Origin of the sequence: Rathayibacter sp. AY1F9 (assembly GCF_002932155.1) — a bacterium.
GTDB lineage: Bacteria > Actinomycetota > Actinomycetes > Actinomycetales > Microbacteriaceae > Rathayibacter.
The window spans coordinates 187906-202079 of the sequence record NZ_PSVA01000002.1 but is presented as its reverse complement, the minus strand read 5'-3'; the positions used below and the strand labels follow the sequence as shown (position 1 = coordinate 202079).

The window sequence follows — 14174 nt, the reverse complement described above, 5'->3', positions numbered from 1 at the left end:
GGCGGCGGTCAGAGCGTCTTCAGCATGCGGGTGTTGCCGAGCGTGTTCGGCTTCACCCGGGCGAGGTCGAGGAACTCGGCGACTCCCTCGTCGGGAGAGCGGAGCAGCTCGGCGTAGACCTCGGGGTCGACGACCTTCTCGCCGATCGGCTCGAAGCCGTGGCGGGCGAAGAAGTCGACCTCGAAGGTGAGGCAGAACAGGCGCTTCAGGCCGAGCTCGCGCGCGTCGTTCTCGAGGCGCTCCAGGATGTGGTGGCCCACACCCCTCCCGAGCCAGTCCTGCGCGACCGCGAGGGTGCGCACCTCCGCGATGTCGTCCCACATCACATGGAGCGCACCGCAGCCGATCGCCGTCCCGTGGCCGTCCTCGGCGATGCGGAACTCCTGCACGGCGCCGTAGAGCACCACGCGGTCCTTGCCCAGGAGGATGCGCTCGTTCACGAGCGGCTCGCTGAGCTCCTGGATGAAGGGGACATCGCTCGTGCGCGCGCGGCGCACCGGGTACTTCCAATCGGCCATTCGACAAGCCTAGGCCGCACCGGGCGCGGGATCCTGCGAGCAGGCGCTCACCCCCCCCGGACGACGACGTGCCCGCCCCCTCGCGAGAGGGGACGGGCACGGGGTCGTCCGGGAGCCTGCTACGACATCAGGTCGGGCGTCGCCGGGCCGGCCGTGGCCGCTCCGGTGGACGCGCCGGCGCTGATCGAGATCAGACGCGGGGTCGTGGTGAAGACGAACCTGTTGTCGGCGAAGTCCACGTGGATGTGGTCTCCGGCGCCGAGCTCGCCGTGCAGGATCCGCTCGGACAGCTGGTCCTCGATCTCGCGCTGGATCGCCCGGCGCAGGGGGCGCGCACCGAGGGCCGGGTCGAACCCGACCTCGATCAGGCGCTCCTTGGCCGGCTGCGTCAGCTCCACCGTCATGTCGCGGTCGAGCAGGCGGTCGCCCAGGCGCTTGATGAAGAGGTCGACGATCTGGAGCAGCTCGGGCTTCGACAGCTGCGGGAAGACGATGACGTCGTCCACGCGGTTGAGGAACTCGGGCTTGAAGTGCTTCTTGAGCTCCTCGTTGACCTTGCCGCGCATGCGGTCGTAGCCGGTGGCGTTGTCGCCCTCGATCTGGAACCCGACGGGACCACCGGCGATGTCACGAGCACCGAGGTTGGTGGTCATGATGATGACGGTGTTCTTGAAGTCGACGACACGGCCCTGGCCGTCGGTCAGTCGACCCTCCTCCAGGATCTGGAGGAGCGAGTTGAAGATGTCCGGGTGCGCCTTCTCGATCTCGTCGAAGAGGACCACGCTGAACGGCTTGCGGCGCACCTTCTCGGTGAGCTGGCCGCCCTCCTCGAAGCCGACGAACCCGGGAGGGGCGCCGAACAGCCGCGAGACGGTGTGCTTCTCGCCGTACTCCGACATGTCGAGCGAGATCATCGCGTTCTCGTCGTCGAAGAGGAACTCGGCGAGCGCCTTGGCCAGCTCGGTCTTCCCGACGCCCGTGGGGCCGGCGAAGATGAACGAGCCCGAGGGGCGCTTGGGGTCCTTGAGGCCCGCGCGGGTGCGGCGGATCGTCCGCGAGAGTGCCGCGATGGCCTCCTCCTGGCCGATGACGCGCTGGTGCAGGGCCTTCTCCATGAAGACGAGCCGCGAGGACTCCTCCTCCGTGAGCTTGAAGACCGGGATGCCCGTCGCCTGGGCGAGGACCTCGGCGATCAGGCCCTCGTCGACCACGCCGGTGGCCTTGACGTCGCCCGACTTCCACTGCTTCTCGAGGCGCAGGCGCTCACCGAGCAGCTGCTTCTCCTCGTCGCGGAGCGACGCGGCCTTCTCGAAGTCCTGGTCCTCGATCGCGGCCTCCTTGGCGGAGCGGACCACGGCGATGCGGTCGTCGAAGTCGCGCAGCTCCGGCGGCGCCGAGAGGATCGAGAGGCGCAGGCGTGCGCCGGCCTCGTCGATCAGGTCGATCGCCTTGTCGGGGAGGAAGCGGTCGCTGATGTAGCGGTCGGCCAGGTTGGCCGCCGAGACGATCGCGCCGTCGGTGATGGACACCTTGTGGTGCGCCTCGTAGCGGTCGCGCAGGCCCTTGAGGATGTTGATCGTGTGGGGCAGCGACGGCTCCGCGACCTGGATCGGCTGGAAGCGGCGCTCGAGAGCGGCGTCCTTCTCGAAGTGCTTGCGGTACTCGTCGAGCGTGGTCGCGCCGATGGTCTGCAGCTCGCCGCGGGCGAGCAGCGGCTTGAGGATCGAGGCGGCGTCGATCGCGCCCTCAGCGGCCCCTGCGCCGACGAGGGTGTGGATCTCGTCGATGAAGGTGATGATGTCGCCGCGGGTGCGGATCTCCTTCGTGACCTTCTTCAGGCGCTCCTCGAAGTCACCGCGGTAGCGGGATCCGGCGATGAGCGAGCCGAGGTCGAGCGTGTAGAGCTGCTTGTCCTTCAGCGTCTCGGGCACGTCGCCGCGCACGATCGCCTGGGCGAGGCCCTCGACGACGGCGGTCTTGCCGACGCCGGGCTCGCCGATCAGGACGGGGTTGTTCTTGGAGCGGCGGGAGAGGATCTGCATGACCCGCTCGATCTCCTTCTCGCGCCCGATGACCGGGTCGAGCTTGTTGTCGCGCGCCGCCTGGGTGAGGTTGCGTCCGAACTGGTCGAGGATCTGCGATCCCCCCTGAGGCTGCTGCTGCTCACCGCCCACGGCGACCTGCTCCTTGCCCTGGTAGCCGGAGAGCAGCTGGATGACCTGCTGGCGCACGCGGTTCAGGTCGGCACCGAGCTTGACCAGCACCTGAGCGGCGACGCCCTCGCCCTCGCGGATGAGGCCGAGCAGGATGTGCTCGGTCCCGATGTAGTTGTGGCCGAGCTGCAGCGCTTCGCGCAGGGACAGCTCGAGGACCTTCTTCGCCCGAGGCGTGAAGGGGATGTGGCCGGTCGGCTGCTGCTGCCCCTGGCCGATGATGTCCTGCACCTGCTCGCGCACAGCGTCGAGCGAGATCCCGAGGGACTCGAGCGCCTTGGCGGCCACTCCCTCGCCCTCGTGGATCAGGCCGAGCAGGATGTGCTCCGTGCCGATGTAGTTGTGATTGAGCATCTTGGCCTCTTCCTGGGCCAGGACGACGACGCGCCGCGCGCGATCGGTGAATCTCTCGAACATGCTGTCACTCCCTACAGAACCCGCAGGGGTGGGCTCCGATACGTCGACTGTAACCAGCGCTCCCCCCGGTGAGCAGGCCTGTTCGCCCTGGGCGTGCACGCGATCCGGAGGGGTGCGGGCGGCGGTCCGGTCCACCGGTCCATGCGAAGGCATACACTTCCCGCATGAGCAACCTGGAGGAGCATCCCGACGAGCTCCCCGTCGCCGCGGAGCCGGACCCTCGCGAGTCCGGCGCAGTCGAGATCCTGGCGGCGCGGCTCGTCCCGCTCGGCGGTCCGCGCGCGATCGAGGTGCGCCGCACCCTCCCCCAGCGCTCGCGCTCGACGATCGGCGCATGGTGCTTCGCCGACCACTACGGCCCGGTGCGGCTCGGCGAGGAGGCCGGGATGGACGTCCCGCCGCACCCGCACACCGGCCTGCAGACCGTGAGCTGGCTCTTCGAGGGCGAGATCGAGCACCGCGACAGCGTCGGCAGCCTCGCCGTGGTGCGCCCGGGCGAGCTCAACCTGATGACGGCCGGACGCGGCATCTCGCACTCGGAGGTCTCGACCGGGGGCGCGCCCGTCCTGCACGGAGTGCAGCTCTGGGTCGCGCTGCCCGAGGAGGCACGGCTCGTCGATCCGTTCTTCGAGCACCACCGCGGCGTTCCCGTGGAGCTGCCCGGCGCGCTGGTGCGCGTCTTCGTCGGAGGGATGCTGGGCGCGTCGGTGCCCGCGAGCACCTTCACTCCGCTGGTCGCCGCGCAGATCGACCTCGAACCGGGTGCCCGGGTCGAGCTGCCGGTCGAGGAGTCGTGGGAGTACGGCGTGCTCGTCGACGCCGGCCCGGTGGCGGTCGAGGGTGCGGACGTCCCGCGCTCGGACCTCGCCTACCTGACGCCCGGCCGCTCGCACCTGGTGCTGACCGCCGGGGACGCGGGAGCCCGCGTGGTGCTGCTCGGCGGCGAGCCGTTCGCCGAGGAGCTGGTGATGTGGTGGAACTTCGTCGGCCGCAGCCACGACGACGTGGCGGCCGCCCGCGAGCGCTGGCAGTCCGACGTGATCGCCGGGGCGGATCCCGCGGGACCGTTCGGCACCGTCGACGGGTACGGCGGACGCGCGCTCCCCGCGCCCGTGCTGCCGACCGTGCGCCTCAAGCCGCGCCGCCGGGCCTGAGCCGAGACCGTCAGGCCGAGGCGCTCCGAGGCGGGGCCGCCGACGCGGGAGCGCGGAAGTCGCGATGATCCCGCTCGACCACCGCGACTCCCGCGCTCTCACCGGCGCGTCAGGACGCGTCCGACTCCTTCTTCGCGGCGGCCTTCGCAGCGGCCTCGCGATCGGTGGCCTCGGCCGTCTCGCGGAAGGCGCGGCGCGGATCCTGCAGCGCGCTCATCGGCGAGAGGTCGCGCGGAGTGACGGCGTCGACGAGCCAGCCCGTGATGATCCGCCACTTGCGGTCCAGGGTCGGCATCGCCGCTCCGTGGTAGGCGCGGTGGGCGAGCCAGGCGGGGAGGCCGCGCAGCTTCACGCCCTTGATCAGGCCCGCGCCCTTGCCGATGCCGTACTCGGCGACGGTCCCGACGGAGGCGTGGCGGTACTCCTCCACGGTGCCTCCGGTGAGGTCGGCGATGATGTTGCGCGCCAGGAGCTTGGCCTGCCGAACGGCGTTCTGCGCGTTCGGCGGGTAGTACGCGGGCTGCTTCTCGCTGGTGAGGTCCGGCACCTGCGCGCCGTCGCCGGCCGCCCAGGCGCCGCCCACCGGCTCGCCGTCCTCGCGGATGACCCGCAGGCGCGCATCCGCCATGACGTGGCCCTTCGGCCCGCGGGGCGCGTCGGTCGCGTCGAGGATCGGGTTCGGCTTCACGCCGGCGGTCCACACGATCGTGGCCGTCGGGATGCGCTCGCCGGAGGAGAGCTCCACGACGCCGTCCTCGCAGGAGGGCATCGTCGTCTTCAGGTGCACGTGCACGCCGCGCGAGCGGAGGTGGTCGAGCGTCCACTTCGAGAGCTCGGGACCGACCTCGGGGGCGACCCGGTCCAGCGCCTCGACGAGGTGCCAGGTCACGTCGCCCATCGAGAGGGAGGGCTGTGCGGCGAGGGTCTTGCGGCTGAGGTCGAGCAGCTCGCTCAGCGCCTCGACGCCGGTGTAGCCGCCGCCGACGAAGACGAAGGTGAGCAGGCGCCGGCGCTCGGCGGGATCGGTGGTGAGCGCCGCCTTCGCGATGTTCTCGATGACGCGGTCGCGCAGGTGCGCCGCCTCCTCCACCGTCTTGAAGCCGATGCCGTGCTCGGCGAGGCCCGGCGTGGGGAACGTGCGGGTGACGGCTCCGAGCGCGAAGACGACCTGGTCGAACTCGATCGTGCGGGTGGAGCCGTCCATCGCGGCGACGGTGGCGCTGCGCTCGGCGAGGCTCACGCCGGTGATCGCGCCGCGGATCACGCGGGTGCGCTTGAGCGCGGAGACCAGCGGCACCGTGACGTGGCGCGGCTGGACGTGGCCGCCGGCGACCTCGGGCAGCAGCGGCTGGTAGGTCATGTAGGGGTTCGGCTCGACGACGGTGACGTCGATCGGCGCCTCCCCCCGTCTCTTCTCGAGGCCCCAGGCCGTGTACAGGCCGACGTAGCCGCCGCCGAGGATGAGGATGCGCGTCGTACGGGATGCCGTCATGTCCGTTCCCTTCTCGAACCCGGCGCCGGGCAGGCGGAACCGGATGGTGCTGAGGACGCTCCGACGCTACGCGGGGCGCGGCGGCCCGCACAGGGACTTGCGCGACGAATCGGTCCCGCGCATCCTCCGCCGGCGGGCGGACGGGAGCCGCGCTACTGCAGCGCCGAGGTGAGCCGCGCCAGGTTGTCGAGCAGGGTCGAGCGGAGCGGCTGCTGCCGCCACTCGCGGAGGGTCAGCTCGCGGGAGTGCTCGCGGTAGTCCTGCTGCACCTGGCGCAGGTCCTCGACGAACTCCGAGCCGCGCACCATGAGCGAGACCTCGAGGTTGAGCGTGAAGGAGCGCATGTCCATGTTGCTCGAGCCGATCACGGCGACGTCGTCGTCGATCGTGAAGTGCTTCGCGTGCAGGATGGTCGGCTTGCGGTACATCCAGATGCGCACGCCCGCGGTCAGCAGCGTCTCGTAGTACGAGCGCTGGGCGTGGTAGACCACGGCCTGGTCGCCGATCTCGGAGACGAAGAGCTCCACGTGCACGCCCCGCCGGGTCGCCGTGGTGATCGCGTAGAGCATCGCCTCGTCGGGCACGAAGTACGGGCTGGTGATGATGATCGACTTCTGCGCCGAGTAGAGCAGCGTCAGGAACAGCCGCAGGTTGTTCTCGCCCTCGAACCCCGGCCCGCTCGGCACCACCTGGCAGTCGATCGTGTCGCGCTGCTGCAGCGCCTCCATCGGCTCCGACTCCCGCAGGAGCAGCTCGTCGGTCTCGCTGTACCAGTCGGTGATGAAGATGGCGTTGATGCCCTGCACCACCGGCCCCTCGAGGCGCACCATCAGGTCGTGCCAGTGCAGGCCGCGACGGATGTTGCCGCGCTTGTTGTAGCTGGAGTCGACGACGTTCTGCGAGCCCATGAAGGCCGCGTTGCCGTCGACGATCAGCAGCTTGCGGTGGTTGCGCAGGTCCGGCCGCTGGTACTGCCCGCGCCACGGCCGCACGGGGAGCATGTACGACCACGAGGCGCCCGCCCGCTCGAGGGCGCGCAGTCGGCGGTGGGTGCCGCTGTAGTAGCCGGGCACGCGGATCGACGCGATGTGGTCGAGGAGGATCCGCACCCGCACCCCGCGGGCCACCGCGCGGTCGAGCGCGTCGAAGAAGGGCGCGGTGGTCGAGTCGGCGGCGAGGATGTAGAACTCGCAGTGCACGTACCGGCGGGCGCGGTCGATCTCGGCGGCCATCGCGCGGATGGTCTGCTCGTAGTCGCCCTGGAGGCGCGCGTCGTTCCCGCCGACCAGCGGCATCGCGCCGAGGTTGCGGTTGAGGGTGACCACCGACTCCAGCCACTGCGGCCACGGGTGCTCCCGGGCGACGCGGTCGATGCCGTCGGTCGACTCCAGGATGAACCGGTTGATCTCCTGCTGCTTCCGGCGGCGCTTGCGCGGCAGCCGGTAGCTCCCGATGAAGAGGAACAGCAGGATGCCGACGTACGGGATCAGGAAGATCGCCATCAGCCAGGCGAGGCCGGTGGTCGGACGGCGGTTCCGCGGCACGACGATCACGGCGATCACGCGGACCACGAGCTCGACGACGACGGCCGCGATCGGGAGGATCACGGCCCAGTCGGGTGCGGGCACCGCGCCTCCTCGTTCGTCGTGCGGAGCCGCTCAGCGGGCGCGGGAGGCACCCGCGCGGCGGCGGTGGTCAGGAGGCGTCGCGGGGAGGCAGGCCGCGGCGCTCGCGCTCGCGGGCCTCGATGCGGTCGTACGCGCGGCGCTCGTTGCGGTCCGAGCGGATGAGGGCGCGCATCACGAACCAGAAGATGGCTCCGACCGTGATCGTCGGCACGAGGGCCCACAGCCCCTGGTTCCACAGCTCCCAGTCCATGCGGCGATCCTACCCGCGGCACCGGCGCGGGAGCCGTGAGCCCGGAGGCCCGTGCGCCCAGCGGCCTTCGCGGGCGCTGGGCGCTACTGGCTCTCGACCGACTTGTTCAACGCCGCGGCGTCGGAGTTGAGGCCCTCCAGCTCCGAGCGCAGGCCGTCGTACACGGCGATGTCCGCGTCGATGGCGGCGCGGGTGGCGTCGACGGCCTGGCTGCGGGCGAGCAGATCGGCGCGCTCCGTCTCGAACTCGGCCGTCGATCCGAAGTCGCCGCTGTCGGCGCGCGAGTTGAAGTCGTCGATCTCGACGTTGAGCGCGTCGTACTCGGCGTTGTTCGCGTCGACCCGCGCCGTGAGGTCGGCGTACATCGTCTCGATCCGGGAGACCAGGTCCTCGATGCGGTTCTCGAGATCGGTGAAGACCGCCTCGTAGCGGGCGTTCAGGCCCACGACGACGGAGCGGTCGTCGAAGAACTCGGCGTAGTGCGCCTCGAGCGCCGGCGGCAGGTCGGCCACCTCGGTCCCCAGGATCGAGTGCAGCTCGTTGACGCGCTCGCCGAGGCCACCGGTGCGGTACAGCTCGAGGCGCTCGGCGATCGTGCCGTCCTGCGGGAGGGTCTCGTACGCGGCCTCGAGCTCGTCGCCCAGCTCGGCCTGCTCCTCCGCGTCGAGCCGCACCCACGCGGCGTGCAGCATCTCGTGGGCCGCCGTCACGTCGCGGATCCCGTCGAGGTCGGGATTGGCGACGTCCGAGATGTAGATGCTGGTGCCGGTGTAGCAGCCGAGGACGATGTCGTCGGAGGCGCCGTAGCCGCAGAGGTCGTTGAAGCCGGCGGTCGGCTCGACCGACGGGCTCGACGCGTAGTAGAGGGCGCGGCCGCGGTCCGACATGGCGGTCCGCTCCGCGAAGCCGGCGATCGTGGGGTCGGGCGTGAACGCCTCGGCCGCCCGCCGGTCGGCCAGCGCGGTGCCGACGTCGCCGGAGGAGGTGAGGACGCTCGCGGCGACCGCGGTCCCCACTCCGAACTGCGCGATCGTGAGGACGCCCGCCGCGACGGCCGCGACGATGCTCGATGCCCTGACCATGTCTCCCCCTCGGCTCCTGCGACCCTACTTGACGAGCGGGAACAGGATCGTCTCGCGGATCCCGAGGCCGGTGATCGCCATCAGGAGGCGGTCGATGCCCATGCCCATGCCGCCGGTGGGGGGCATGCCGTGCTCGAGGGCGCGGAGGAAGTCCTCGTCCAGGCGCATCGCCTCGTCGTCGCCCGCGGCGGCCTGGCGGGCCTGCTCGACGAAGCGCTCGCGCTGCACGACCGGGTCGATCAGCTCGGAGTAGCCGGTGGCCAGCTCGAAGCCGCGGACGTAGAGGTCCCACTTCTCGACGACGCCCGGGATGCTGCGGTGCGCGCGCACGAGCGGCGAGGTGTCGACGGGGAAGTCCATCACGAAGGTCGGACGCGTCAGGCCGCCCTTCACGAAGTGCTCCCACAGCTCCTCGACGTACTTGCCGTGCGTAGGGACGTGCACCTCGACGCCCTCGCGCGCGGCGAGGGTCTCGAGCTCGGCGAGCTCCGTCTCCGGCGTGATCGCGATGCCGGCCGCGAGCGACAGGCTCTCGTACATCGAGATGCGGTCCCACCGGCCGCCGAGGTCGAACTCGGTGCCGTCGGCCCAGGTGACCACTTGCGAGCCCGCGACGGCCTGGGCCGCGTTCTGGATCAGCTCCTGGGTCAGGTCGGCGATCGAGTTGTAGTCGCCGTACGCCTGGTAGGCCTCGAGCATCGCGAACTCGGGCGAGTGCGTGGAGTCCGCGCCCTCGTTGCGGAAGTTGCGGTTGATCTCGAAGACCCGGTCGATGCCGCCGACGACGGCGCGCTTGAGGTAGAGCTCGGGCGCGATGCGCAGGTACAGCTCGGTGTCGAACGCGTTCGAGTGCGTGGCGAAGGGGCGGGCGGAGGCGCCGCCGTGCATCACCTGCAGCATCGGGGTCTCGACCTCGAGGAACTCGTGCGAGGCGAAGGTGTCGCGGAGAGAGGCGTTCACGCGGGCGCGGGTGACGACCGTCTCGCGGGCCTGGGGGCGCACGATCAGGTCGAGGTAGCGCTGGCGCATCCGGGTCTCGTCGCCGAGCTCGTTGTGCAGGTTCGGCAGCGGCAGGATCGCCTTCGCGGCGATCGTCCACTCCGACACCCACACGCTCAGCTCGCCGCGCTTGCTCGAGACGACCTCGCCCTCGACGAAGAGGTGGTCGCCCAGGTCGACGAGCTCCTTCCACGCCGCCAGCGACTCCTCGCCCACGTCGCCGAGCGAGACCATGGCCTGGATCCGCTCGCCGTCGCCGGCCTGCAGCGTCGCGAAGCAGAGCTTGCCCGTGTTGCGCTGGAACACCACGCGGCCCGCGAGGCCGACGCGCTCGCCGGTCTTCACGTCCGGCTCGATGCCCTCGTGTCGCGCCCGGACGGCCGCGATGGTGTCGGTGACTCCGACCGCGACGGGGTAGGCGCCGGCGCCGAGGTCGTCGCCCGCGAGCTCGAGCAGGCGCTCGCGCTTGGCGAGGCGGACGGCCTTCTGCTCGGAGGCCTCCTGCTGCGCGGCCCGCTCGGCGGCGGCCTGCTCGGCGGCGGACTGCTCGGCGGCGGGGGTCGTGGTCTCGGGGACGTCGGGGGTGTCGGCCATGAGGGGTCGCGGTGCTTTCGGTTCGGGGCGGACGGCCGCGATCAGGCGAGCAGGATCGGGGCGTTGTCGAGGAGGCGGGTGGTGCCGACGATCGCGGCGACGAGCACGAGTGCCGGGCCGCGGTGGTCGGCGTCGACCGGGAGGAGCGTCGCGGGATCCACGACGACGAGGTAGTCCAGCTTAACGAGCGGCTCGGCGTGCGCGACGGCCTCGGCGGCCTCGATCGCCGCGGCGGCACCGCGGTCCGCGGCTTCCGCGGCGGCCGCGAGGAGGCGCGGCAGCACGAGGCCCGCGCGGCGCTGCTCCTCGTCGAGGTAGCGGTTGCGGCTGGAGCGGGCGAGCCCGTCCTCCTCCCGCACGATGCCGACGCCCTCGATCTCCACGGGCAGGTCGAGGTCGCGGACCATGCGGCGCACGAGGAACAGCTGCTGCGCGTCCTTCTGCCCGAAGACCGCGACGTCCGGCTGGGCGATGCTCAGGAGCTTGGCGACGACGGTGAGCATCCCGTCGAAGTGCCCCGGCCGCGCGCGCCCCTCGTAGAGGCCGCCGACCTCGCCCGCGACGACCCTCGTGGAGGACGGCCCGTCGGGGTACATCTCGGCGACTCCCGGAGCGAAGAGGAGGTCGGCCCCGGCCGCGTCGAGCAGGGCGGTGTCGCCCTCGAGGTCGCGCGGGTAGCGGTCCAGGTCCTCGGTCGGACCGAACTGCAGCGGATTCACGAACACCGACACGACGACGACGTCGGCCAGCTCGCGCGCCCGCTCGACGAGGGCGAGGTGCCCGGCGTGCAGGGCGCCCATCGTCGGCACGAGCGCGATGCGCCGACCGGCCCGCCGCGCCTCCTGCAGCCGCTCGCGGAGGTCGCCGATGCGGTGGACGGTGCTGATCACCCGACGATGCTACCGGCGGTCCCACGGCCGCCCGGGCCCTCGGCACCGAGACGCCGTGCTCCTCCGCGAGGCGCCGCCTCCCGAGCGGCGTCCCACCCGGGGAGCGGCGTCACGAGCGGCACCGCGCGTCAGCCCGCCGCGCGGCGCAGGGCGTCGTCGACGGAGGAGCGGACGAGGCTGGAGAGGAAGAAGCCCGGCTTCTCGACGCCGATGCCCGCCAGCAGTCCCGCCGCCTGGTCGACGATCGCCGTCGAGAAGGTCGTGGCGGTCGAGACGGCCTCCGCGTAGGCGGCGCGGTCCGACTCCGCCACGGTGACCGGCTCCCCGCCCATCTCGACCACCAGCGCCTGCGCGATCGGCAGCACCGGGCCCGGTGCCGACACGGCGAAGTAGGTCTCGGCGAGGCGCGCCAGGTCGAGGCTGGTGCCGCTGAAGGCCATCGCCGGGTGGACTGCCAGGGGGATGACCCCGGAGGCGAGCGCCGGAGCGAGCACCCCATAGCCGTGCTCGGGTGCCGTGTGCAGCACCAGCTGGCCGGGCTGCCACGCTCCGGTCGCGGCGAGCCCCGCGACCAGGGCGGCGATCTCGCTCCCGGGGACGGCGACGATCACCAGCTCGCTGCGCTCGACGAGCTCGGGGATCGCGAGCACGGGGACTCCGGGGAGCAGCGCGTCGGCGCGCTCGCGGCCGCTCTCGCTGGTGGTGGCGATTCCGATCACGGCGTGGCCGGCCCCGGCGAGCGCGGCACCGAGCACCGGGCCCACGCGTCCGGCACCGATCACGCCGACGCCCAGGCGTCCGTCGCGGCGGTTCTCAGGCATGCGGTTCCCCCTCCGGAGCGGGCCAGACGGGCAGGGCGGGTGCGGCCGCGCGCCGCCCCCACTGGTGGCTCGCGTCGCGGTCGGCGGCCCGCACTCCGGCCGTCGCGAGGCTCTCGAAGAAGGCGAGCCCGTCGGCCGCGCTCATCACCGGCACGAGCGGAGTGACGGGGCCGGCCACCGTGTGCACGCGCGCCGAGGCCAGCCCGAGCAGGCGCTGGAGCGGTCCCTGCTGGACCCCGACGCTCTGCATCCGCGCCAGGGGCACCACGGCGACCCGCCGCCAGACCGCTCCGCTGCGCAGGATCGCGACCTCGTCCGTCAGCCGGTACCCGGTCCTCCGGAACGAGAAGGGGCGGAGCCACACCGCCGAGCGCGGCGCCCGGGTGAAGCCGGCCGCGTCGCGGTGCCGGAGCGCGTCTCCGACGGGCGTCGACTCCGCTCCCTCGGCCGGTCCGGGCAGCAGGAGGGCGAGGACGCGCTCGACGGCGGCGAGGTCGCCCACGGGCAGGATCGTGGTGTTCGGCTCGCCGTTCGCCCCGCGGGAGGCCGCGTGGCCGGCGCGGTCGATCCGCACCTGCCACCAGCCGAAGGGGCGCCAGAGCAGCGGCTGCGTGATCTCGACGGCGTGGATCCGGCCGGGCGGGATCGTGTCGCTGCTGGTCGAGAGCACGCCGTAGCCGACCCGCACTCCGTCGGGCGTCGCGGCGATCGAGTACCGGAGCGAGCGCACGAACTGGCGGACGTAGTAGCTGCCCGAGCCGATCAGGCCCGGCAGGATCGCGAAGAGCACGTAGGGCGAGCCGTAGACGGCGACGAACACCACGGCGACGACCGAGACGGCCAGGAACAGCGTGAAGCCGCTGAAGACGAGCGAGCCGAGGAGCCGGCCCGGCGGGATCGAGACGACCGACTCGGGCGGCGTCTCGTCCTGAGGCTCGCCGAACTCCTCCAGCCGGCGCGCCAGAAACCCGCCCGCCGGAGCCGCACCGTCGACCGTCGCCTCCCGCTCGCGCACCCCGGACGCGAGCCGCAGGATGTCGCGGCGCAGGGCGTCCACCAGCCGCGAGCCGAGGTACGACAGCTGGACGTTCGCGTCCTGCCCGGCCACGCTCACCTCGAGCTTCGCGGCCCCGAACAGCCGGGCGAACAGCGGACGCTGCACCGCGATGCCCTGGATGCGGTCCAGCCGCGCCCGCCGGTTGGTCCGGAAGAGCACGCCGGAGCGCACCTCGACGAGCTCGTCCGTGATGCGGAAGGTGTGCATCCGCCAGGACAGCCAGAACGCGAAGACGGCGACCGCCAGGCCCACCGCGACCGCCAGCAGCGCCCAGCCGACGAGGCCGCGGCGCAGCAGCTCGTCGACCGGATCGCCGCTCTCGAAGCCCTCCGGCCCGGGCAGGAACAGCTCGACCAGGCGCTCGCGGAGGTTCGTGATCACGATGCCGAGGACGACCAGCAGGCCGATCCCACCCTTGAGGACCGGGGTCGCGGGATGGAGGCGGTGCCACTCCCCGTCGGCGAGGTCCGTCTCGACGGCGCGGAGCTCGGTCACAGGCCGGCCCGGCGCGACTCGGCGAGCTCGACCAGGCGGTCGCGGAGCTCCTCCGCATCCTGCTCGGCCAGGCCCGGGATGCTGACGCCGGTCGCCGCGGCGGCGGTGACGAAGCGGAGGTCGGCGAGGCCGAGCGCCCGGGCGAGCGGCCCGCGGTTGACGTCGATGAGCTGCATCCGCCCGTACGGCACCGACACGAAGCGCTGGAACATGATGCCGCGGCGGAAGAGCAGGTCGTCCTGGCGCAGGAGGTAGCCGTAGGCGCGCGCACGGCGCGGGGCCACGATCAGGAGGGTCACCGCGAGGGCGGCCGCGGCGGCCAGCGGGATCCAGCCCCACGGCAGGCCGATCAGCATCAGCACCACGGGCACGGCGAGCAGCAGCACGCTCGACACGACGGCCGACACGATCTCGACCGCGACGTACCGGGGCGAGACGCGGCGCCACTCCCCCGTGATGTCGAGGCGGTTCCGCCGGCGTCCCCTCGCGTCGCGGCGGGTCGTCGGCGACGCGTCCTCGGGCTCGGCGGGCATGGCGTCGTCCTCACTGCCCGCGGCGGTCCGG

The 14174-nt window shown here is 72.2% G+C and carries 12 protein-coding genes; 1 reads left to right on the top strand and 11 read right to left on the bottom strand.

Features of this window, described 5'->3' with window-relative positions; translation table 11 throughout:
- Positions 1 to 8: 8 nt before the first annotated feature.
- The gene (locus tag C5C37_RS02605) at positions 9 to 518 is read right to left on the bottom strand and encodes an amino-acid N-acetyltransferase (RefSeq protein ID WP_104224089.1); all 510 of its coding nucleotides are present in this window, start codon (positions 516 to 518) and stop codon (positions 9 to 11) included.
- Between the two features lie 119 nt (positions 519 to 637).
- The gene (locus C5C37_RS02600; RefSeq protein WP_104234294.1) at positions 638 to 3148 is read right to left on the bottom strand and encodes an ATP-dependent Clp protease ATP-binding subunit; all 2511 of its coding nucleotides are present in this window, start codon (positions 3146 to 3148) and stop codon (positions 638 to 640) included.
- A 164-nt stretch (positions 3149 to 3312) separates the two neighbouring features.
- Between C5C37_RS02600 and C5C37_RS02595 the strand changes: the two genes are divergently transcribed.
- Positions 3313 to 4302, top strand: coding sequence for a pirin family protein (locus C5C37_RS02595; RefSeq protein WP_104338407.1), 990 nt, complete (start codon positions 3313 to 3315; stop codon positions 4300 to 4302).
- 109 nt (positions 4303 to 4411) lie between these two features.
- On the opposite strand, the gene C5C37_RS02590 is transcribed toward C5C37_RS02595, so the two are convergent.
- The 9 genes from C5C37_RS02590 to C5C37_RS02550 form a co-directional block, all read right to left on the bottom strand.
- Positions 4412 to 5794, bottom strand: a complete 1383-nt coding sequence (locus tag C5C37_RS02590; protein WP_104272976.1) for an NAD(P)/FAD-dependent oxidoreductase — start codon at positions 5792 to 5794, stop codon at positions 4412 to 4414.
- A 152-nt stretch (positions 5795 to 5946) separates the two neighbouring features.
- Entirely contained in the window at positions 5947 to 7422 is a 1476-nt protein-coding gene (gene cls, locus C5C37_RS02585; protein WP_104224093.1) for a cardiolipin synthase, read from the bottom strand.
- A gap of 67 nt (positions 7423 to 7489) precedes the next feature.
- Positions 7490 to 7672 carry a hypothetical protein gene (locus tag C5C37_RS02580; RefSeq protein ID WP_104224094.1) on the bottom strand — a complete coding sequence of 61 codons (183 nt, stop codon included), beginning with the start codon at positions 7670 to 7672 and terminating at the stop codon, positions 7490 to 7492.
- Between the two features lie 83 nt (positions 7673 to 7755).
- Positions 7756 to 8754, bottom strand: a complete 999-nt coding sequence (locus tag C5C37_RS17350) for a hypothetical protein (RefSeq protein WP_104255539.1) — start codon at positions 8752 to 8754, stop codon at positions 7756 to 7758.
- A gap of 24 nt (positions 8755 to 8778) precedes the next feature.
- On the bottom strand, positions 8779 to 10347 hold the full coding sequence (gene lysS / locus C5C37_RS02570; protein ID WP_104338406.1) for a lysine--tRNA ligase: 1569 nt from the start codon (positions 10345 to 10347) through the stop codon (positions 8779 to 8781).
- 41 nt (positions 10348 to 10388) lie between these two features.
- Positions 10389 to 11237 (bottom strand): pantoate--beta-alanine ligase, encoded by an 849-nt coding sequence (gene panC / locus C5C37_RS02565; RefSeq protein WP_104249705.1) that lies wholly within the window; start codon positions 11235 to 11237, stop codon positions 10389 to 10391.
- Positions 11238 to 11365: 128 nt separating this feature from the next.
- Positions 11366 to 12058, bottom strand: a complete 693-nt coding sequence (locus C5C37_RS02560; RefSeq protein WP_104224097.1) for a Rossmann-like and DUF2520 domain-containing protein — start codon at positions 12056 to 12058, stop codon at positions 11366 to 11368.
- The gene (locus C5C37_RS02555; protein WP_104338405.1) at positions 12051 to 13610 is read right to left on the bottom strand and encodes a PH domain-containing protein; all 1560 of its coding nucleotides are present in this window, start codon (positions 13608 to 13610) and stop codon (positions 12051 to 12053) included. Before C5C37_RS02555 ends, C5C37_RS02560 begins: the two co-directional genes overlap by 8 nt.
- The gene (locus tag C5C37_RS02550; RefSeq protein ID WP_104224099.1) at positions 13607 to 14143 is read right to left on the bottom strand and encodes a PH domain-containing protein; all 537 of its coding nucleotides are present in this window, start codon (positions 14141 to 14143) and stop codon (positions 13607 to 13609) included. Before C5C37_RS02550 ends, C5C37_RS02555 begins: the two co-directional genes overlap by 4 nt.
- Positions 14144 to 14174: the final 31 nt, after the last annotated feature.

Excerpts from the sequence above, each read along its gene's own strand:
- C5C37_RS02595 (WP_104338407.1), top strand. The coding sequence starts at position 3,313 with ATGAGCAACCTGGAGGAGCATCCCGACGAGCTCCCCGTCGCCGCGGAG.
- C5C37_RS02550 (WP_104224099.1), bottom strand. The coding sequence starts at position 14,143 with ATGCCCGCCGAGCCCGAGGACGCGTCGCCGACGACCCGCCGCGACGCG.
- C5C37_RS02590 (WP_104272976.1), bottom strand. The coding sequence starts at position 5,794 with ATGACGGCATCCCGTACGACGCGCATCCTCATCCTCGGCGGCGGCTAC.
- C5C37_RS02605 (WP_104224089.1), bottom strand. The coding sequence starts at position 518 with ATGGCCGATTGGAAGTACCCGGTGCGCCGCGCGCGCACGAGCGATGTC.
- C5C37_RS02560 (WP_104224097.1), bottom strand. The coding sequence starts at position 12,058 with ATGCCTGAGAACCGCCGCGACGGACGCCTGGGCGTCGGCGTGATCGGT.
- C5C37_RS02600 (WP_104234294.1), bottom strand. The coding sequence starts at position 3,148 with ATGTTCGAGAGATTCACCGATCGCGCGCGGCGCGTCGTCGTCCTGGCC.
- C5C37_RS17350 (WP_104255539.1), bottom strand. The coding sequence starts at position 8,754 with ATGGTCAGGGCATCGAGCATCGTCGCGGCCGTCGCGGCGGGCGTCCTC.
- lysS (WP_104338406.1), bottom strand. The coding sequence starts at position 10,347 with ATGGCCGACACCCCCGACGTCCCCGAGACCACGACCCCCGCCGCCGAG.
- C5C37_RS02580 (WP_104224094.1), bottom strand. The coding sequence starts at position 7,672 with ATGGACTGGGAGCTGTGGAACCAGGGGCTGTGGGCCCTCGTGCCGACG.